Annotated in this window: 20 protein-coding genes and 11 tRNA genes; 29 read left to right on the top strand and 2 right to left on the bottom strand. The window is 44.3% G+C overall.

The window, feature by feature from the left end; all coding sequences use genetic code 11:
• Nucleotides 1-240 precede the first annotated feature (240 nt).
• The 3 genes from uvsE to AC0VX7_RS01215 all read left to right on the top strand — a co-directional run bounded on the left by uvsE (nt 241) and on the right by AC0VX7_RS01215 (nt 3,229).
• Nucleotides 241-1,206, top strand: a complete 966-nt coding sequence (uvsE, locus tag AC0VX7_RS01205) for a UV DNA damage repair endonuclease UvsE (protein WP_475426322.1) — start codon at nt 241-243, stop codon at nt 1,204-1,206.
• 99 nt (nt 1,207-1,305) lie between these two features.
• Nucleotides 1,306-1,788, top strand: a complete 483-nt coding sequence (locus tag AC0VX7_RS01210; protein ID WP_475426323.1) for a PH domain-containing protein — start codon at nt 1,306-1,308, stop codon at nt 1,786-1,788.
• The gene (locus AC0VX7_RS01215) at nt 1,781-3,229 is read left to right on the top strand and encodes a PH domain-containing protein (protein WP_475426324.1); all 1,449 of its coding nucleotides are present in this window, start codon (nt 1,781-1,783) and stop codon (nt 3,227-3,229) included. The genes AC0VX7_RS01210 and AC0VX7_RS01215 overlap by 8 nt, the downstream gene beginning before the upstream one ends.
• A 198-nt stretch (nt 3,230-3,427) precedes the next feature.
• On the opposite strand, the gene AC0VX7_RS01220 is transcribed toward AC0VX7_RS01215, so the two are convergent.
• A complete protein-coding gene (locus AC0VX7_RS01220; RefSeq protein WP_475426325.1) occupies nt 3,428-4,012 on the bottom strand; it encodes a rhomboid family intramembrane serine protease in 585 nt (194 codons plus the stop codon).
• Nucleotides 4,013-4,170: 158 nt separating this feature from the next.
• Here AC0VX7_RS01220 and acpS point away from each other — a divergent pair, with 158 nt between their 5' ends.
• The 14 genes from acpS to AC0VX7_RS01290 all read left to right on the top strand — a co-directional run bounded on the left by acpS (nt 4,171) and on the right by AC0VX7_RS01290 (nt 16,193).
• Nucleotides 4,171-4,524, top strand: coding sequence for a holo-ACP synthase (acpS, locus tag AC0VX7_RS01225; protein ID WP_475426326.1), 354 nt, complete (start codon nt 4,171-4,173; stop codon nt 4,522-4,524).
• A 191-nt stretch (nt 4,525-4,715) separates the two neighbouring features.
• On the top strand, nt 4,716-5,729 hold the full coding sequence (locus AC0VX7_RS01230) for a LolA family protein (protein ID WP_475426327.1): 1,014 nt from the start codon (nt 4,716-4,718) through the stop codon (nt 5,727-5,729).
• 264 nt (nt 5,730-5,993) lie between these two features.
• On the top strand, nt 5,994-7,151 hold the full coding sequence (alr, locus tag AC0VX7_RS01235; RefSeq protein WP_475426328.1) for an alanine racemase: 1,158 nt from the start codon (nt 5,994-5,996) through the stop codon (nt 7,149-7,151).
• 193 nt (nt 7,152-7,344) lie between these two features.
• Nucleotides 7,345-7,626, top strand: coding sequence for a CopG family ribbon-helix-helix protein (locus tag AC0VX7_RS01240; RefSeq protein WP_031308192.1), 282 nt, complete (start codon nt 7,345-7,347; stop codon nt 7,624-7,626).
• Nucleotides 7,627-7,630: 4 nt separating this feature from the next.
• Entirely contained in the window at nt 7,631-7,981 is a 351-nt protein-coding gene (gene ndoA, locus AC0VX7_RS01245) for a type II toxin-antitoxin system endoribonuclease NdoA (RefSeq protein ID WP_041967053.1), read from the top strand.
• Between the two features lie 1,003 nt (nt 7,982-8,984).
• On the top strand, nt 8,985-9,818 hold the full coding sequence (locus tag AC0VX7_RS01250; RefSeq protein ID WP_041967775.1) for an RsbT co-antagonist protein RsbRA: 834 nt from the start codon (nt 8,985-8,987) through the stop codon (nt 9,816-9,818).
• Nucleotides 9,815-10,171: an STAS domain-containing protein gene (locus AC0VX7_RS01255; RefSeq protein WP_041967776.1), complete on the top strand. Its 357-nt coding sequence runs from the start codon at nt 9,815-9,817 to the stop codon at nt 10,169-10,171. The genes AC0VX7_RS01250 and AC0VX7_RS01255 overlap by 4 nt, the downstream gene beginning before the upstream one ends.
• 4 nt (nt 10,172-10,175) lie before the next feature.
• Nucleotides 10,176-10,577, top strand: coding sequence for an anti-sigma regulatory factor (locus AC0VX7_RS01260; protein ID WP_041967777.1), 402 nt, complete (start codon nt 10,176-10,178; stop codon nt 10,575-10,577).
• An 11-nt stretch (nt 10,578-10,588) separates the two neighbouring features.
• A complete protein-coding gene (locus AC0VX7_RS01265) occupies nt 10,589-11,599 on the top strand; it encodes a PP2C family protein-serine/threonine phosphatase (RefSeq protein WP_215036397.1) in 1,011 nt (336 codons plus the stop codon).
• 58 nt (nt 11,600-11,657) lie between these two features.
• The gene (locus AC0VX7_RS01270) at nt 11,658-11,990 is read left to right on the top strand and encodes an anti-sigma factor antagonist (protein ID WP_215036396.1); all 333 of its coding nucleotides are present in this window, start codon (nt 11,658-11,660) and stop codon (nt 11,988-11,990) included.
• The gene (rsbW, locus tag AC0VX7_RS01275) at nt 11,987-12,460 is read left to right on the top strand and encodes an anti-sigma B factor RsbW (RefSeq protein ID WP_102264925.1); all 474 of its coding nucleotides are present in this window, start codon (nt 11,987-11,989) and stop codon (nt 12,458-12,460) included. Before AC0VX7_RS01270 ends, rsbW begins: the two co-directional genes overlap by 4 nt.
• Nucleotides 12,438-13,232 (top strand): RNA polymerase sigma factor SigB, encoded by a 795-nt coding sequence (gene sigB / locus AC0VX7_RS01280; protein WP_215036395.1) that lies wholly within the window; start codon nt 12,438-12,440, stop codon nt 13,230-13,232. The genes rsbW and sigB overlap by 23 nt, the downstream gene beginning before the upstream one ends.
• The gene (locus AC0VX7_RS01285) at nt 13,229-13,828 is read left to right on the top strand and encodes a PP2C family serine/threonine-protein phosphatase (RefSeq protein WP_214911617.1); all 600 of its coding nucleotides are present in this window, start codon (nt 13,229-13,231) and stop codon (nt 13,826-13,828) included. The genes sigB and AC0VX7_RS01285 overlap by 4 nt, the downstream gene beginning before the upstream one ends.
• 196 nt (nt 13,829-14,024) lie before the next feature.
• Nucleotides 14,025-16,193, top strand: a complete 2,169-nt coding sequence (locus AC0VX7_RS01290; RefSeq protein WP_475428055.1) for a Tex family protein — start codon at nt 14,025-14,027, stop codon at nt 16,191-16,193.
• A 32-nt stretch (nt 16,194-16,225) separates the two neighbouring features.
• Here the strand turns inward: AC0VX7_RS01290 and cmpA are convergent, their stop codons facing one another.
• Entirely contained in the window at nt 16,226-16,345 is a 120-nt protein-coding gene (cmpA, locus tag AC0VX7_RS01295; RefSeq protein ID WP_023626316.1) for a cortex morphogenetic protein CmpA, read from the bottom strand.
• 93 nt (nt 16,346-16,438) lie between these two features.
• Here cmpA and AC0VX7_RS01300 point away from each other — a divergent pair, with 93 nt between their 5' ends.
• The 12 genes from AC0VX7_RS01300 to AC0VX7_RS01355 all read left to right on the top strand — a co-directional run bounded on the left by AC0VX7_RS01300 (nt 16,439) and on the right by AC0VX7_RS01355 (nt 18,384).
• Complete coding sequence (locus tag AC0VX7_RS01300; protein ID WP_475426329.1) at nt 16,439-16,912, top strand: SprT family protein; 474 nt, start codon at nt 16,439-16,441, stop codon at nt 16,910-16,912.
• A 265-nt stretch (nt 16,913-17,177) separates the two neighbouring features.
• Nucleotides 17,178-17,252 (top strand) — tRNA-Asn (locus tag AC0VX7_RS01305).
• 15 nt (nt 17,253-17,267) lie between these two features.
• A tRNA-Ser gene (locus AC0VX7_RS01310) sits at nt 17,268-17,358 on the top strand.
• A gap of 14 nt (nt 17,359-17,372) precedes the next feature.
• Nucleotides 17,373-17,447: transfer RNA gene (locus AC0VX7_RS01315), tRNA-Glu, on the top strand.
• Between the two features lie 74 nt (nt 17,448-17,521).
• A tRNA-Asp gene (locus tag AC0VX7_RS01320) sits at nt 17,522-17,597 on the top strand.
• A gap of 6 nt (nt 17,598-17,603) precedes the next feature.
• Nucleotides 17,604-17,678, top strand: a tRNA-Gln gene (locus AC0VX7_RS01325).
• Between the two features lie 5 nt (nt 17,679-17,683).
• A tRNA-Lys gene (locus AC0VX7_RS01330) sits at nt 17,684-17,759 on the top strand.
• A gap of 65 nt (nt 17,760-17,824) precedes the next feature.
• A tRNA-Leu gene (locus AC0VX7_RS01335) sits at nt 17,825-17,909 on the top strand.
• A gap of 58 nt (nt 17,910-17,967) precedes the next feature.
• A tRNA-Leu gene (locus AC0VX7_RS01340) sits at nt 17,968-18,053 on the top strand.
• Between the two features lie 64 nt (nt 18,054-18,117).
• A tRNA-Arg gene (locus tag AC0VX7_RS01345) sits at nt 18,118-18,194 on the top strand.
• Between the two features lie 18 nt (nt 18,195-18,212).
• A tRNA-Pro gene (locus AC0VX7_RS01350) sits at nt 18,213-18,289 on the top strand.
• A gap of 21 nt (nt 18,290-18,310) precedes the next feature.
• A tRNA-Gly gene (locus AC0VX7_RS01355) sits at nt 18,311-18,384 on the top strand.
• The last annotated feature ends 51 nt before the right edge of the window (nt 18,385-18,435 follow it).

Genomic DNA, 18,435 nt, shown 5'->3' on the forward strand with positions numbered 1-18,435 from the left:
CGCTACATACGACCACTTGATGGATAATAAATTACATTTTATGATAATTCGACCACATTCCTGAATAATTCGACCACATTTCACGATAATTCAACCACATTTCCGGATAATTCAACCACATTCCAAGATAATTCGACCACATTCCACATTATTTCGACCAACCTCATATAAGCAGTAATTTGCCGGTCTCCATCCCTCGAACTTGGGCATACTACCAATAAAAAATGGGGGGTGGCTGAAATGACGATCGTCAGGCTTGGTTATGTGGCGATGAGCGAGGAACTGAAGAATGCTTCGCCGTCACAGACGATGACTTTCAAGCAATTCCAGGGAATTAAAGACAGGGATGCGGCCATTAATAAGCTGGAAAGAATCTCGATCTCCAACCTTGAAAACTGTCTGCGTCTATTAAGGCATAGCAAAGCGAACGAGATTCACTTTTTCCGGCTGAGCTCGAGGTTGATTCCTCTTGCCAATCATGAAGAGCTTTCAGATTGGAAGTATATGCGAGCGTTAAAAGAACCTTTAAAGGATATCGCGGATTTTTTACACGAAAATCCGATGCGTGTTGATTTTCACCCGGATCATTTTGTCCTGCTGAATTCGTTGAAAACTGAGACGTTGAACAATTCAATCAAGACTCTTGCGATGCATCATGCATTATTGAAGGGGATGGAAATCGACCCCGAGCATCGATGTGTCCTCCATGTGGGGGGCGTTTATGATAACCGGGAAAAAGCACTGGAGCAATTCATCCATAACTGGGGACTGGTTTCAACAAGGCTGCAAGACATGATCATCCTCGAAAATGATGATACATCGTTCACGCTCCACGATACACTTTACCTTTGCGAAAAGCTTGGGATTCCGCTCGTTTTCGATTATCACCATCACCTGGCCCATCATGAGGACATAAACTGGCAGGAACAATGGGGGCGAATCATTGGGACATGGGAACACTCGAAGCTCCCAGTGAAAATGCATATTTCGAGTCCTCGTTCGGAAAAAGAGTTTCGGGCGCACGCCGAATATGTCGATGCTGACATGTTCAAGGATTTCCTTAACGGCATTAAAGGTTCAGTCCCGGAAATCCACTGCATGATCGAAGCGAAAAAGAAGGATCTAGCCCTGTTCAAACTTGCTGAGGAATTAAAGCAAATGCCTGAAGTAGAAGTCATTGACGGCAGCAGCTTCCTATTAAAATAATCGGGATCACTCATATTCCTCCCAATTTAGTGCCATACTTACGGATTGTTGTTGTATACTTAGAAGGTGCTATTAATTGGAAAAATGGGAGGAAACTTTATGACGATTTCTGAGCCGCAAAAGCGGATTTCCGAGCAGGCATTGACTGTCTGGAAAATTGCCGCAAGCCTTCATTCCCTGGTGGTATGGGTATTAGCGGGCGGTCTGATCGCCATTACGATATTTTTTGATTTTCCTAAATGGATGATCGCTGCAGCCATAGCTGTGGCTGTTGTATATAGCTATTTATTTATCTTGTTACTGCCGACCTTGCGCTGGAAACGCTGGCGCTATGAAGTGCGGGAGCAGGAGATTGAACTTCAATACGGGGTATTCATCATAAAAAGGACGCTCATTCCGATGATCCGAGTCCAGCATGTTGATACACAGCAGGGGCCTTTGCTGCGGAAATACCGTTTATCGACGGTGACGGTTTCGACAGCTGCAACCATCCATGAAATACCTGCGCTTGATATGGAAGAAGCCGAAAATTTGAGGATTTCCATTTCAAGACTTGCAAGGGTGGCGGATGAAGATGTCTGATCCGAAAAGGCTGCATCCGATCGCCGCTGTCGTCAATGCGCTGCGCCAGCTGAAGGAAATGATCATCCCTTTCCTCATTTTCGTCGTCTTCGGGAGCAGGGGAACGGATTGGGATCTGTTTTACTTCTTTGGTTCGATTGGTGTTGTAGTGTTGGTTTTAGTTTATGGAGTTTTGTCATGGTACAGATTTACATATCGCATTGAGCAAGGTGAATTGCGAATTGAATACGGATTGATTGTCAGGAAAAAGCGATTTATTCCATTCGACCGGATCCAAAGCCTTGATTTGTCAGAAGGGATTTTACAGCGGCTGTTCGGCCTTGTGAAGGTGAAGGTGGAGACAGCCGGGTCCGGGGGAATGGGTCTGCAGGATGGCGAGGCGGTCCTCACGGCGATCACAAAGCAGGATGCGCAAGCAATCCATGACTATCTGGTATCCATCAAAAAGTCGGGGCAGATACTGCAAGGAGAAGAAGAGCCAGAACCATCCGATGACCTTCTATATAAAATGTCGGTTTCAGAGTTATTGATGCTTGCGACTACATCAGGCGGAGTTGGTGTTGTCATTTCCGCGGTGTTTGCGTTCGTTTTCCAATTTGAAGAATTCATTCCTTATGAGCAGATTTTTGATGGGGTCGAGCACTTTGTCCAAAACGGTGTTGTTTTTATCAGTGTCGTGGTCTTTCTCGGGTTCCTGCTTGCGTGGATGATCGCGCTGTTTGGCACGATGCTGAAATACGCTAATTTTACCGTGAGAAAAGTGGATAATGATCTTGTCATAACACGTGGATTGCTGGAAAAACGTCAGTTTACGATTCCGCTTAACCGGATCCAGGCTGTACGAATCAGTGAGAACCTCATCAGGCAGCCGCTCGGGCTTGCTTCGGCATATGTAGAAAGCGCAGGTGGCTCGGCGCTTGACCAGGAAAGTTCCAAGGTCCTTATCCTGCCAATCGTGAAAAAAAGAAAAATCCCCGGCCTGCTTGAGCCTCATTTGACGGAGTACCACTTCCGTGTCAATATATTGCCCGCACCAAAACGCGCATACAGCAGATATTTATTGAAAAGCTGGCTGTTCACGCTGCCGATCATCGTTGTGGCCATCTGGTTTTTGAAACCTTGGGGCTTTGGGGCACTGCTCCTGCTTCCAGTCTCGGCATTATGGTCTTACCTTAATTATAAGGATGCAGGCTGGAGCCTCGATCAGGGGATGCTGACCTTCCGATACCGCAATATTGTTAAGAACACAGTGTATATGAGGAAAAATAAAGTTCAATCTTTCAGCGTCAAAGAAAGCTTTTTTCAGCGGAAAAAGAAACTGGCCACCGTCGAGGCGATTGTCAAGTCCGGGCATGGCGGCGCTGGCGGCAAAGTCATTGACCTTGAAAAAAAGCATGTCGACACGATGTATCATTGGTACTCGCATGAAACAGTTGAGTAAGAAAACCAAACGGTATTAAGTTTGCCTGCTCTTTTCTCATAAGGAAACGTCAACTTTACGAAGGGAAATAGCTGATTCAACCCAATATTGTATGCAATAGCAACAAAGTTTAAGAAAAGAGCCAATCAAAAAGTGGCTTATTCACATCTAACTTTCTAAAATAAAAAAGCGCCCCTGAGGCGCTTTTTTAAAATGATATTATCTTCTATAAGTAGCTGCTCCGGTCAGGAAGCCTGCGAGCATGCCGAAAATATGGGCGGTAATATTGATGTTCGACTGGACGAATGTCATGATCACGGCAATGATGGCGATGGTCATGATTGTCTGGGAGTTTTCACGCGACATCATGGTTTTTCGGAACATAATGATAGAAATATAGAAACCGAACAGGCCGAAGATCGCCCCACTTGAGCCGACATGTGTGTAAGTTAGCGGCTCGAGGATCAGTGTAGCGATGTTTGCGGCGATGCCTGTAAAAAGGTAAAGCAGGATGAATTTAGTTTTGCCAAGCAGCTGCTCGAGTGCCGGGGCGAACAGGACGAGTGAAAAGCTGTTGAACAGCATATGCGCAAACCCTGCATGCATGAAAATCGGTGTGACAAGCCGCCAGTACTCCCCGTTCACAACGTACAGGTTCACACCTGCTAAAAGTCCAAACAGGTATTTACTCGGGAAAATTGGCAATGCTGTCAGCAAGTATAATAAGATATGGATGGTAATGACGATTGAAATAACCGGGTAAAGCCTGATGAAGTCGCGTAAGCTTTCAGTTCTTGTAAACATGGAAACCTCCTCGGTCCTCATTATCGTGAGGCTCGGATATTTGTAAATAAAGAGTTCAGTATGGGTAAAAGTCCTAATTTTAAGGATAGCCCTAATCGGCGAAAGTTGTACACTATTTTCTATGCGGCATTCATCTTTTTTAGAAGGGAGCTGGAAAAATGATCATCGGAACGGGAATCGATATCGTTGAAATTGGCCGGATCCGCAAGCTGGTGGAATCGCAGCCGCGTTTTCCAGAGCGAGTTTTAACGGAAAAAGAAAGGGAAGTTTACAGAAAATATAATGAGCGGAGAGGAATTGAATTTCTTGCCGGTCGCTGGGCCGCAAAGGAGGCTTTTTCAAAAGCGAAAGGGACTGGCATCGGCAAGGAATTGTCCTTCATGGATATCGAAATCGAAAGCGACCCACACGGAAGACCAATCGTCACAAAGCCTTTTATGGAGGGAGTCCACCTCTCGATTTCACATAGTGAACAATACGCTATTGCGCAGGTGGTAATCGAAAAAAATTAAATGCTTGTCAGGTCCCGGGGGCATATTCGCCCAGGTTGTCTCATATATTCATAATGCAGTAAGGGAGACAAGGCTAGGGCGGCGAGAACAAGGCTGCACGAAGACTACTCAAGCAATTTTGCAGCCAGTGTCTTATTCCTGTCCTTTCTTTCCCTTTACACGTTTAAATGAGACTAAAAGGGGTTGGAAGAATGAAGAAAAGGTTATTGTTGCTTCTCGCCGGGCTCATGGTTATTTTTGCTCTGGCTGCCTGCGGTACAAAATCACAGGAATCTGTGGTTAAGGAGTTGGATGGAACGCTCGAAGATCTGAAGAGCTACAAGGCTAAGGCAAAGATGACATTGCAAATGGGTACCGAGCCGCAAGTGTACGATGTGGAGATTTGGCATAAAGATCCGTCATTTTACCGTGTGAACCTAAAGAATGCCCAGAAGGACCAGAGCCAGATGATTCTGCGAAATGAAGAAGGAGTATTTGTTTTGACGCCTGCCCTTAACAAAAGCTTCAAATTCCAGAGCGACTGGCCGAAAAACAGCAGCCAGGCTTACCTTTACGAATCTTTAATCATGGATATTCTCGAGGATAAGCAAGCGAAATTCTCGGCGACGAAGGAACATTATGTGTTCGAAACGAAAACAAGATATCAGAACAACAAAATGCTTCCGATCCAGGAAATCAAGCTGAACAAAAAGAACCTGGCGCCAGTCAGCGTCAAGGTGATGGACCCTGACCGGAATTCACTGGTTACGGTTGAATTCTCCGATGTAAAATTAGACGCAAGCTTTGACAAAGATGCGTTTGATATGAAGAAAAACATGACAGGTGCACAGCTTGATGTTCCGGTTATGGCAGAAGGTGAAGACAAGGAATTCACTGTGAAATATCCAGTCGCTGAAATCCCTGGCGTGACATTGATTGATGAAAAAGAAATCACGACAGAGAACGGAAAGCGTGTGGTGCTCACATATGACGGCGAAAAATCATTCACGTTGATCCAGGAAAAAGCAGACGCAATGCCTGCAATGTCCTCGGCGATCAACATGACTGGAAAACCTGTCGACCTTGGGTTCACAATCGGTGCCATGAACGAAACCTCAGTTTCTTGGACGCACCTCGGAGTCGATTATATGCTGGCTTCAACAGATCTATCACCAGAAGAACTGGAAATGGTAGCTAAATCGGTCCTGGCTGATATGGAAAAATAAGATTCTGAATGCAGGCTCAGTATAACCTGGGCCTGTTTTTTTATGGGTTAAGGATTAAAATCAAATTTTAAGGAATATAATCCGTTATTAAGGAATATATCTATTTTTTTTCGGAATAAAGAGTGTTGCATTTCAACCCGCGTTTCTCCTCCACGAACTTCCTGTTCAAAAATCGATAAATATTATCCATTTGACATTGAGTTCTTTCGGTTTGATAATAAGAAAATATAAATAACGTTCGGATTGAAGGAAGTGGAGTTTTCGTTGGAGGAGCAAGGATTTTTTTACCGTGATACATGGGCGGAAGTTGACCTGGATCGAGTCAAGATGAATGTAAAAGAGATAAAGGGTCATCTGCCTGAAGATGTTGAATTTATTGCAGTTGTGAAGGCTAATGCCTATGGCCACGGGGATTCCCAAGTGGCAGAAGCGGCGTTGGAAGCGGGAGCATCAATGCTTGCGGTGGCGTTCATGGATGAGGCACTTGCGTTAAGGAAAAAACGGATTACTGCTCCGATTCTTGTACTTGGTGCAAGCAGACCAGAGGATGTAAATATCGCCGCTGAAGAAGGGATCATTCTGACCGTTTTCCAGGAGGAATGGCTGGCAAAAGCGCAGGATGTATTGAAAAAGGATTCAACCCTTATGCTTCATATAAAAATAGATACAGGAATGGGCCGGATCGGGATTCGGTCAATTGAGGAATTGAAGGCAGTAGAAAGACTGATTGAAGAAGATGCGAGATTACAGCTTCACGGGATTTACACCCACTACGCGACAGCTGATGAACTGGATAATGCGTATTTTAACAAGCAGCTCGCCTTGTTCAGGGAAATGCTGAGCTCAATGGAAAAGCAACCGCCGGTCGTACACAGCAGCAATAGTGCCGCAGCCCTGATGCACGCAGATGCACAGTTTAATGCTGTAAGAGTAGGGATCGCAATGTATGGACTAGCGCCCTCGATGGAGATCGCACCCGAGTTACCGGTGGATTTGCAGGAGGCATTCACGCTCCATTCGAGGCTTGTGCACGTAAAGAAGCTGGAAAAAGGAGAAAAGGTCAGCTACGGCGCAACCTATGAAGCACCAGAAGAAATTTGGGTAGGAACGCTTCCGATTGGGTATGCTGATGGATGGATACGCAGACTTCAGGGCCAGGAAGTACTGGTCGATGGCAAAAGATCTCCCATCATAGGGCGTATATGCATGGACCAATGCATGGTGAAGCTTCCGAATGAAGTTCCAGTCGGGACAATCGCTACCCTGATTGGCAGCCAGGGAAAAGAGACAATCTCAATCAATGAGATTGCCAGCAAACTAGAAACAATCAACTACGAAGTCCCATGCATCATTTCTTCCAGAGTACCGCGTCTGTATAGGCAGGACGGCAAAGTAGTCGATTTAAACAATTCGCTGTTATAAAACAGGACCAATAATTAACAAACCTGTTTAATTTGGCTAAAAACATGAATGAAACACTATTTTTCGGGCGGATAATACAGAAGAATTGCGGATTTATCTTTGCATCTTGCATAAATAGTGATAAGATTAGAAATGGTAGAGAGATAACGAACTTAATAATGGTATGTAGTGATGATGGTGGAGGTGTATGTTTGTGTCTGAATCCAGCGCGACAACGGAGATTTTGGTAAAGTTACCGCAGCATCTTTTAAGTGAACTAGATGGATTTGTTAAGCAAGAGAACGTAAACCGCAGCGAATTTATTTATCAGGCAACAAAAATGTTCTTGCGTGAGAAGAAAAAGAGACAAATTCGTGAATCCATGAGACGTGGCTATATGGAAATGGCCAAAATTAATCTGACCATTGCATCTGAAGCATTTCAAGCAGAATACGAGGCAGAACACACAGTTGAACGTCTAGTCAGCGGAGGATAATCCTTTGATTGTCAAACGTGGTGACGTCTATTTTGCGGACCTATCCCCAGTTGTTGGTTCAGAACAAGGCGGAGTTCGCCCTGTCCTGGTCATCCAAAACGACATCGGGAATCGGTTTAGTCCCACAGTCATTATCGCAGCGATCACAGCACAGATCCAAAAAGCCAAGCTTCCAACACATGTAGAAATTGATGCGAAGCGGTACGGTTTTGAACGAGACTCGGTCATCTTATTGGAACAAATACGCACAATTGACAAACAGCGCCTAACCGATAAAATTACCCATCTCGATGACGAAATGATGGAAAAAGTGGATGAAGCCCTTCAGGTAAGTTTAGGTCTTATCGAATTCTAAATGAACAGCACGCTCTTTAAAGAGCGTTTTTTTGTAACCGAACACCTGGCCTGCCAGCAGGCCTTATACATAACCATAAAATAAAAACGGATGTTTTCCTGTGTGGAGAGGCAAGCTTAGCGGCTTGTCTCTTTTTTATTGCCCGGATGTTGGACTGGTTATGGAAGTAAAAGAGGGGACGCGGTCGCAAGCAAGGGGTCCCGGACTGGTTTGGACGGAAAAGATGTTATGAATCGTCCGGAATCGTGACAGGTTTGCCTGTGAAAGCGGAAAAGCTATCAAGAAAAGCTCGGAATTAAGACAGGTTTGCCTGTGAAAGCGGAAAAGCTGTCAAGAAAAGCCCGGAATTGTGACAGGTCTGGTTATGAAAGCGGAAAAGCAGTCAAGAAAAGCTCGGAATTGTGACAGGTCTGGCAGTGAAAGCGGAAAAGCTGTCAAGAAAAGCCTGGAATTAAGACAGGTCTGGCAGTGAAAGCGGAAAAGCTGTCAAGAAAAGTCCGGAATCGTGACAGGTCAGGCAGTGAAAGCGGAAAAGCTGTCAAGAAAAGCCCGGAATTGTGACAGGTCTGGCTATGAAAGTGGAAAAGCTGTCAAGAAAAGCTCGGAATTAAGACGGGTTTGCCTGTGAAAGCGGAAAAGCTGTCAAGAAAAGCCCGGAATCGTGACAGGTTCAAGATCATCAAGCGAAAAGCTGTCAAGAAAGAACCTGTAATCCGCCTGTACACAAGGTGATTTGCTAATCGCATTTCCTAAACCAGCACAAGAATTTTATAGCAATAAAATTGAATCCAAGAAAAATAGGAATAATAAAAATATCCGTCATGTGATATCCGTTGAATCCTGTCGACAAGTTGATTTTATTTGACGAACTGAAACTGTTATCATTAAATGGAGATATATAATCTGGATTTTATGAATATTTATTTACAGTTTTAAAATTGGTTTACAATTGGACGGAAAAGGGTAATGTAAAATTTTGTTGTGATAGAATGGGGAGGATGGAATGAATAAAATAATTTCAAATTACATCCAGGCTCACAAGCAAGAGATCCTGGATCAATGGATAGATAGGACAAAGGAAGAAGCGGATGACCGGGTGATTCGCCTTGTATCGGATCGGGTTTTTCAATCTACGAGCAAGGAATTCATCGACCTCATCATCTCTAATTTTAAAGGAACGAGTGAAGAATATAATGAAAGGCTGACTGATTTTGCTGAAAAAGTAGTCAGGCTAGGCTGGCCGTTGACGTTTGTCACGAAAGGCCTTCATACCTTTAATTTGATTGTTTTTGAAGGCATGCAGAAAGAAGGAGTCGTGACGCAGGAGAATCAGATGGAGATCGTTTACGAGTTTGACCGCTGGGCAACTCCGATGAACAATGAAATCGTCAGCGTATATTCGTCAACATGGGAAAGAACAGTTTCCCTCCAGAAAATTGCCTTGCAGGAGCTTTCGGCGCCGCTCATTCCAGTGTTTGAGGGAATTACAGTAATGCCATTAGTCGGTACGATTGATACAGAGCGTGCAAAGCAAATCATGGAGAATCTGCTTAAGGGTGCGGTGAAACACCGTTCCGAGGTGGTCCTGATTGATATTACAGGCGTTCCGGTTGTAGATACGATGGTTGCCCACCATATCATCCAGGCAGCTGATGCTGTCAGGCTCATAGGTGCCAAGTGCATGCTTGTAGGGATTCGTCCTGAAATTGCACAGACCATCGTGAATCTGGGCATTGACCTGAACCAGTTTACAACGAAGAACAATCTGAAAAAAGGAATCGAAGCAGCTCTTGAGCTGACAAATAAAAAAATCGTTTCATTGGAGGGAGCAAAGTGAGAATACCTATCCTAAAGCTGGATGATTGTCTGTTGGTTTCCATACAATGGGAGCTAGATGACCAGACTGCGCTTCAATTTCAAGAGGACTTGCTCCACAAAATTCATGAGACAAGTGCCAATGGAGTTGTCATTGATTTAACCTCTATCGACTTCATAGACTCTTTCATCGCAAAGGTCCTTGGGGATGTCATCAATATGTCCAAGCTCATGGGTGCAATTGTAGTCATTACCGGAATCCAGCCTGCTGTTGCCATAACGCTAATTGAATTAGGGATCGGCCTTGATGATGTCCTAACTGCATTAGATTTAGAAAAAGGTTTGGAGAAATTACAACAGGAATTGGGGGAATAGGTGAATGGACATCCAATCCTGCGTTACGATCATTAACGAATGGGACATCGTCGCAGCACGCCAGCTTGGCCGGAATGTTGCGAAAGAGCTTGGTTTTGGAACTGTTGACCAGGCGCGAATCACCACCGCCATCAGTGAATTGGCCAGAAATATCTACTTGTACGCCGGCAAAGGGCAGATTTGCATCGATAAATTATATGACGGCGGTAAAGCGGGATTGCGAATCAACGCAGTGGACAGCGGACCAGGTATAAAAGAAATACGCCAAGTCATGGAAGATGGCTTTTCAACATCAGGAGGACTTGGAGCCGGCCTTCCCGGAGTGAAACGTCTAATGGATGAATTCGACATAGACTCAACACCCGGACAAGGAACACAAATCAAAGCGACTAAATGGCTCCGATAGGGGGAGAAAGTATGGATTTCCGAGAAATGATGGAATCAAAGTATCGGGATATTCTTGACAATTATATACAAGAGCAATCAGAACAAGCATTATATGCAGGGCAGAAATTCAGCCGGAAGTCGATAGAACATAAGATCGCGCCGGAAGAAATCATCAGCGTGCATAAAAGCTTGCTTCTTGAGATGTATCCTGAACTTCCAGAAGATATTATGCATTCCTTTGATATCCTCCTTGAGGTGATGATTGGTTATGGCATTGCTTATCGAGAGCACCAGAGCTTAAGGCATCAGCAAGAGGAGTTAAGGTCCGAAATGGAAATTGCCGCCAATGTTCAGCAAACCTTGCTCGGTACGAAAATCCCGACTGTGCCTGGAATTGATATAGGGGCAATCAGTGTCCCGGCTAAGCATATGAACGGTGACTATTTCCATTTTGTCCAGGATGAGAACAATAATATCAGCGTAGCAATCGCTGATGTCATTGGGAAAGGGATTCCGGCAGCACTTTGTATGTCCATGATCAAGTATGCGATGGACAGCCTGCCAGAAAACCGACTCGATCCGAGCAGCATACTGGAAAACCTGAACAGAGTCGTTGAGCAGAACGTTGACCCAAGTATGTTTATTACGATGTTCTACGGAATGTTCAATCCTGCCAACAATATCTTCTATTATGCATCCGCAGGGCATGAGCCTGGTTTCTATTACGATTCCAAAAAGAAGGAATTCTCAGAGTTGGTCGCAAGAGGCTTACTGCTTGGAGTGGATAAGCGGACGAAATATACCCAGTATGAAAAAGAAATACTTCCTGGGGATATGGTGATCCTGATGTCTGACGGAGTAACAGAATGCAGGACAGAAGAAGGTTTCATTGAAAAGGAAACATTAATCGGATATATAAATAAATATATTCACTTAAATGCTCAGGAAATTGTCAATAATATCTTTAGGGAACTTGAAAAACTTCAGCATTTCCAATTGCGTGATGATTTTACCTTAATCATTTTAAAAAGAGATGTTTAATCGGGTTCCAAACCGGGTAAATCAAAAGAGCAATTGAATTGTAAAGGGTGGGTCAGTTATGAATATTTCGATAGATGTTAAAGAAACAGAATCAAAGTTAGCAGTTAAGGTAATCGGTGAAATTGATGCATATACAGCTCCACAGCTTCGTGAAAAGCTTTTCCCTTTGTCCGAAAAAGAGGGCGTAAAGATGGTTGTTGACCTTTCGGAGGTCAATTATATGGATAGTACAGGGCTTGGAGTATTTGTAGGAGTATTCAAGAACGTCCGTGCACATGACGGTGAATTTAAAATCGTTGGGTTGTCTGAACGTTTGCAGAGACTTTTCGAAATCACCGGCTTGGCCGATATTATCGATATAAACAGCCAGATTGAGGGTGGAGTGCAATGAACCAGTCATTTGACTACATTGAAATGAAAATCCCGGCCAAACCGGAATTCGTAGGTGTCATTCGTTTGACCCTGTCTGGTATTGCAAGCCGCATGGGTTTTTCCTACGACGAAATTGAAGATTTGAAAATTGCTACGAGTGAAGCTTGTACGAACGCTGTACAGCATGCATATCAAAACAATGAGAACGGCGAAGTCATCATCGGGTTCGGATTATATGAAGACAAGCTTGAAGTGATGGTTGCGGATAATGGCCAGAGCTTTGATTTCCATTCAGCACGCCAGGGACTTGGCCCTTATGATCAGAATAGTTCTGTAGAATTCCTTCGCGAAGGAGGCTTGGGACTGTATCTGATCGAAACCTTGATGGACGAGGTTCGAATCCATCACAAAGAGGGCGTCACGGTCTTTATGACCAAGTACCGAGAAGGAGAGCAGGTGGAGAGAGATGCAGAGACAATCTCAACCTAAGCAGAGGCCAAAAGAAGAGATTAATGAATTAATCAAAGCCTACCAGCTGCATGAGGATGCAGACGCCCAAAATGAGCTGGTTCTTCATTATCAAAACCTTGTCGAAACAATCGCCAGAAAATATTCCAAAGGAAGGTCTTTCCACGAGGATATATTCCAAGTTGGGATGATTGGTCTTTTAGGCGCAATCCGACGCTATGATGAAACATTTGGCAAAAGCTTTGAAGCATTTGCCGTGCCGACCATCATTGGTGAAATCAAAAGATTCTTAAGAGATAAAACGTGGAGCGTCCACGTACCGCGCAGGATAAAGGAGCTTGGTCCGAAAATCAAGACGACTGTCGAAGATTTGACCACCCATCTGCACCGCTCTCCACGAGTAGATGAAATTGCGGAAGCACTTGAGGTTTCCGAAGAAGAAGTATTGGAAGCCATGGAGATGGGTAAAAGCTACCAGGCCTTATCCGTTGACCATTCTATTGAAGCCGATTCTGATGGAGGAACAGTCACCCTGTTGGATATCGTCGGAAACATTGATGAAGGCTATGAAAAAATCAATCAAAGAATGGTGCTCGAAAAAGTATTGCATGTACTAAGTGAACGCGAAAAGTTAATTATCCAATATACCTACCTCGATAACCTCAGTCAGAAAGAGGCTGGTGACAAGCTTGGTATTTCACAGATGCATGTATCACGTCTTCAAAGAAGGGCAATCAAAAAGCTTCAAGAAGCGATCCATGCGGAAAACAATAACTCGGAGTACATTACATGATCCAACAGTTCAAAGACAAAATAGAACTTTATGCTTACCAGACAATCAAAGAAGGTAAAATAGAGTGCGGTGACAGCTATTATTATACGGCTACTGATGATTATTTTGTCTGTGTACTTGCTGATGGATTAGGGTCAGGGCAATATGCCCATGAAGCTTCTGCCGCTGTCGTTTCAGTAGTAGAGCAACACCATCACGAAGATGTAGATACGCTCATGAAATACTGCAACAATATCTTGGTGCAAAAAAGAGGGGCCGCTGTCTCGATCTTCAAAGTCTACTTCGAAACCCGCGAATTTGTATACAGCTGTGTCGGAAATATCCGCTTCTTCCTCTATACCTCAAATGGCAAGCTGACATACCCATTGCCAGTAACAGGTTATCTGTCAGGGAAGCCGCAGGTATTTCACACCCAGAGATTCATTTATGAGCCGGAATCAAAATTCCTGATTTACTCAGACGGTTTTGACAATATCCACGGTGCTAAAACGATATTGAAGGGGTATCGCTCAGTTGGTGCCATCGCAGAGCAAATAAAAAGCGAATATGCAAACTCAATGGATGATGCAACTTTTATTGTGGGAAGTCTACTTTAGCCGGTGGGCTTCTTTTTGTTTTATATTGTAGGTAGGATGCAGTTTAACCCTATGTTTCCCAATGGTGGTTGATGCGCAATGGAAATATAGCAGGAAGTCCAGCGCTCGCTGTAAACCTTCCGCCGATTTTGGTACACTGTTAAAGTGACAAGCAATATCAATACAGATTATGGAGGATTGTCTCTTGACTCAAACAATGGATAAGCAAGATCAATATGTAAAAATCATTGCCAAAGAGCAATCGTTAACAGCTAAACAAGTGCAAAGTGTCATTTCATTAATTAATGAAGGAAACACTGTACCGTTCATAGCCCGTTACCGAAAGGAAATGACGGGTGCGCTTGATGAAGTGCAAATCCGTGACATCGTTGAAAGATGGCAATACATACAGAACTTAGAGCAGCGTAAAGAGGAAGTCATCAGGCTCATCGAAGAACAAGGAAAGCTGACTGACGAGCTTAAGACGAACATTGAAAAAGCAATCAAGCTTCAGGAAGTAGAAGACTTATACCGACCATACAAGCAAAAAAGAAGAACGAAAGCGACTGTCGCCAAAGAAAAGGGTCTTGAGCCGCTTGCTCAGTGGATGCTGGAGTTCCCTGTAAACGGAAGTCTTGAAGAAAAAGCCCGGGAGTTTTTATCAGAAGAAAAAGGTGTCGAATCTATTGAAGATGCGATTGCCGGAGCGAAAGACATTATCGCTGAAATTGTTTCCGATGATGCAGACAGCCGCAAGTGGATTCGGAATGAAACCTATAAATCTGGATCCATCGATTCTTCAGTGAAAAATGAAGAGCAGGATGAGAAGAACGTTTATGAGATGTATTATGAGTATTCTGAGCCAGTCAATAAAGTGGTGCCGCACAGAATCCTTGCGCTCAACCGCGGTGAAAAAGAGGACCTTTTAAGGGTTTCTATAAAGCCAAAAACAGATGTCATTATGAGTTACCTGCAGCGAAAGTGGATTTCTAAAAATCACTCTTTCACAGCCACTCCAGTAACAGAGGCGATCGAGGATGCATATAAGCGACTGATTCAGCCGTCGATTGAACGTGAAATCAGGAATGAATTGACAGAAAAAGCCGAAGAGCAAGCAATTCACATCTTCTCGGAAAACCTTCGAAAGCTGCTTTTGCAGCCTCCGTTAAAAGGGAAGGTTGTCCTGGGTGTAGACCCGGCGTTCCGTACAGGATGTAAGCTGGCTGCGGTAGATGAAACGGGAAAAGTTTTATCGATCGGTGTGATTTACCCGCATACCTCAGGAGCTAAAAATACTGAGGCTAAGGATAAATTCATAAAAGTCCTGAAAGAGTATGATGTGGAGATGGTTGCAATCGGCAACGGAACTGCTTCCAGGGAGACAGAACAATTCGTGTCAGACATCCTGAAAGAGATGGATAAAGAAATTTACTATCTCATTGTTAATGAAGCAGGAGCGAGCGTCTATTCCGCATCCGATCTTGCCCGCGAAGAATTCCCTAACTACCAGGTGGAAGAACGAAGTGCTGTATCGATTGCACGCCGATTGCAGGATCCGCTCGCTGAACTTGTTAAAATCGATCCGAAATCCGTCGGTGTCGGCCAGTATCAGCATGATGTCAGCCAGAAAAAACTATCAGAATCGCTGACATTCGTTGTTGAGACGGCAGTTAACCAGGTAGGGGTCAATGTGAATACAGCTTCTTCTTCTTTATTGCAGTACGTAGCCGGTCTTTCAAAAACAGTGGCCAATAATATAGTAAAGAAGCGAGAAGAAGAAGGAAAGTTTACGAGCAGGACACAGTTGAAGAAAATTCCGCGTCTCGGAGCCAAGACATATGAACAGGCAATCGGATTCCTGCGTGTCATCGACGGGAAGGAACCTCTTGACCTGACTGGCATCCACCCGGAAAGTTACGGTGAGGTAAAGCAGCTGCTTGATAGCCTGGGATTCAAAACAAAGGATTTAGGAACTCCAGCATTAAAGGAAGCACTCGCTAAAATCAACATCGATCAAACGGCAGACGAATTAGGGATTGGCAAACTTACACTGAAAGATATCATTGATGCACTCGTAAGACCTGAAAGGGACCCGCGTGACGAGCTTCCAGCACCACTTTTGAAAAAGGATGTATTGAAGCTTGAGGATCTGAAGACAGGAATGGAGCTTCAAGGTACTGTACGGAACGTGGTTGACTTCGGAGCTTTCGTTGATATCGGTGTAAAACAAGACGGACTTGTCCATATCTCAAAGTTAAGCAACCGTTTCGTAAAACACCCATTGGATATTGTATCCGTTGGGGACGTAGTCACCGTATGGGTGGATAGTGTCGACCAGAAAAAAGGTCGCGTCGCTTTGACGATGCTAAAGCCTGAGCAGGCATAATATAGAAGACTGCAGGAATTCCCTGCAGTCTTTTAATCGTTCAAACTCTGTTTATTTCTATAAAAGTACCAACATTGATTTAAAAGTTTGATCTGATACCGATTTTTCTCATAGAAGGCTCGTTTCATTTGATTCTGAAACCAGACAGGCATGGCAATACCTCCTTAAGATAATGCGTTAAATGGTAACATTAATATATGCTATAATGGGTTGTCATGTTTCTTTAAAAGGCAGGCGTTTTACAGATGACTGATCAAGAATTGCACAATCTTGTAGTGATGATTTCAAATGAATACTTCCATAAGCCGTTCAGGCATAAAGCGTTCTTCAATCCGAGACTTCGAACGACTGGCGGGCGCTATATGCTGAGCAGCCACAACATTGAAATTAATAAAAAGTATTTTGAGCAGCTTGGTGAGGCAGAGTTGATCGGGATCATTAAGCATGAACTTTGCCATTACCATCTTCATATAGAAGGAAAAGGATACAAGCATCGCGATAAAGACTTTCGGGATTTATTAAAGAAGGTAGATGCCCCGAGATTTTGTTCTGCACTTCCTGAGGAGAAGAAGAGAAGGGCTAAACAGAAATTCATTTTTTATCAGTGCAGCAGTTGCAATTTGACCTATCGCCGCAAAAGATCTATAAATACATCAAAATACGTGTGTGGAAAATGCCGAGGAAAGCTGATAAAAGTGAAGGAAATGACTGTAGAATAAGCCTTTGTGGGCTTTAAAAAAAGAAATGAAAAACTTATTTAAAACACCCTTGACTTTTACTAGGCACCTCCCTATAATAGTAAGAGTCGACAAGACAACGACATCGAAAATTAAAGTTATTCCGCAGTAACTCAGTGGTAGAGCAACGAGCGATATCGTCTCTGAGTTTGCTACGAGTTGTACTCATCGAACCGCTCCTTGAATAGGCGTTCTGAGATGAGGACAGTCGGCGAAGAATAACTATTGAAAGAACAAATATGAATATTCCGCAGTAGCTCAGTGGTAGAGCACTCGGCTGTTAACCGAGCGGTCGTAGGTTCGAATCCTACCTGCGGAGCCATTAATTTCAAGGTATGGGGAAGTACTCAAGAGGCTGAAGAGGCGCCCCTGCTAAGGGTGTAGGTCGCGTAAGCGGCGCGAGGGTTCAAATCCCTCCTTCTCCGCCAGAACCTTTTAATATGGCCCCTTGGTCAAGCGGTTAAGACACCGCCCTTTCACGGCGGTAACACGGGTTCGAATCCCGTAGGGGTCACCAAGATTTTTCGCGTTAGCGAAAATAATCATCCTTAACTTCGCGACAGCGAAAGTAACTATTATAATTCCATTTCTGGTCCCGTGGTGTAGCGGTTAACATGCCTGCCTGTCACGCAGGAGATCGCCGGTTCGATCCCGGTCGGGACCGCCATTTTATTGGGCTATAGCCAAGCGGTAAGGCATCGCACTTTGACTGCGACATGCGTTGGTTCGAATCCAGCTAGCCCAGCCATTTACGAGCCATTAGCTCAGTCGGTAGAGCATCTGACTTTTAATCAGAGGGTCGAAGGTTCGAGTCCTTCATGGCTCACCAAAGTTTTTTCGCGCCAGCGAAAATAACTTTCCTTAATTCTCGCTTCGGCGAATGAATATCCATATGCGGGTGTGGCGGAATTGGCAGACGCACCAGACTTAGGATCTGGCGCCGCAAGGCGTGGGGGTTCGACTCCCTTCACCCGCACCATTAATTGCCTGTTGATTAATGAACCTCAATTAGTTATTATATAACCCTGTCATGTTTTGCGGTCGTGGCGGAATGGCAGACGCGCTAGGTTGAGGGCCTAGTGGGGGCAACCCCGTGGAGGTTCAAGTCCTCTCGGCCGCACCAAAAAAAAGTTATTGACATCCTATATCGGGTGTGATAAGATTTAAAAGTTGCTATTAAAACTAATGCGCCCGTAGCTCAATTGGATAGAGCGTCTGACTACGGATCAGAAGGTTATGGGTTCGACTCCTTTCGGGCGCGCCATTATTTTTTCCTTAATAACGGGGAGTAGCTCAGCTTGGTAGAGCACTTGGTTTGGGACCAAGGGGTCGCAGGTTCGAATCCTGTCTTCCCGACCATTCAGCAATTCAACTTTATATGCGGGTGTAGTTTAGTGGTAAAACCTCAGCCTTCCAAGCTGATGATGAGAGTTCGATTCTCTTCACCCGCTCCAATTTCATTGCTCTTTGAAAACTAAACAAACAAGCGTCAACAAACAATAAAT

Source organism: Mesobacillus sp. QJM3NY_10 (assembly GCF_056173465.1).

Excerpts from the sequence above, each read along its gene's own strand:
- uvsE (WP_475426322.1), top strand. The coding sequence starts at position 241 with ATGACGATCGTCAGGCTTGGTTATGTGGCGATGAGCGAGGAACTGAAG.
- AC0VX7_RS01210 (WP_475426323.1), top strand. The coding sequence starts at position 1,306 with ATGACGATTTCTGAGCCGCAAAAGCGGATTTCCGAGCAGGCATTGACT.
- AC0VX7_RS01215 (WP_475426324.1), top strand. The coding sequence starts at position 1,781 with ATGTCTGATCCGAAAAGGCTGCATCCGATCGCCGCTGTCGTCAATGCG.
- AC0VX7_RS01220 (WP_475426325.1), bottom strand. The coding sequence starts at position 4,012 with ATGTTTACAAGAACTGAAAGCTTACGCGACTTCATCAGGCTTTACCCG.
- acpS (WP_475426326.1), top strand. The coding sequence starts at position 4,171 with ATGATCATCGGAACGGGAATCGATATCGTTGAAATTGGCCGGATCCGC.
- AC0VX7_RS01230 (WP_475426327.1), top strand. The coding sequence starts at position 4,716 with ATGAAGAAAAGGTTATTGTTGCTTCTCGCCGGGCTCATGGTTATTTTT.
- AC0VX7_RS01250 (WP_041967775.1), top strand. The coding sequence starts at position 8,985 with ATGAATAAAATAATTTCAAATTACATCCAGGCTCACAAGCAAGAGATC.
- AC0VX7_RS01260 (WP_041967777.1), top strand. The coding sequence starts at position 10,176 with ATGGACATCCAATCCTGCGTTACGATCATTAACGAATGGGACATCGTC.
- AC0VX7_RS01265 (WP_215036397.1), top strand. The coding sequence starts at position 10,589 with ATGGATTTCCGAGAAATGATGGAATCAAAGTATCGGGATATTCTTGAC.
- AC0VX7_RS01270 (WP_215036396.1), top strand. The coding sequence starts at position 11,658 with ATGAATATTTCGATAGATGTTAAAGAAACAGAATCAAAGTTAGCAGTT.
- rsbW (WP_102264925.1), top strand. The coding sequence starts at position 11,987 with ATGAACCAGTCATTTGACTACATTGAAATGAAAATCCCGGCCAAACCG.
- sigB (WP_215036395.1), top strand. The coding sequence starts at position 12,438 with ATGCAGAGACAATCTCAACCTAAGCAGAGGCCAAAAGAAGAGATTAAT.
- AC0VX7_RS01285 (WP_214911617.1), top strand. The coding sequence starts at position 13,229 with ATGATCCAACAGTTCAAAGACAAAATAGAACTTTATGCTTACCAGACA.
- AC0VX7_RS01290 (WP_475428055.1), top strand. The coding sequence starts at position 14,025 with ATGGATAAGCAAGATCAATATGTAAAAATCATTGCCAAAGAGCAATCG.
- cmpA (WP_023626316.1), bottom strand. The coding sequence starts at position 16,345 with ATGCCTGTCTGGTTTCAGAATCAAATGAAACGAGCCTTCTATGAGAAA.
- AC0VX7_RS01300 (WP_475426329.1), top strand. The coding sequence starts at position 16,439 with ATGACTGATCAAGAATTGCACAATCTTGTAGTGATGATTTCAAATGAA.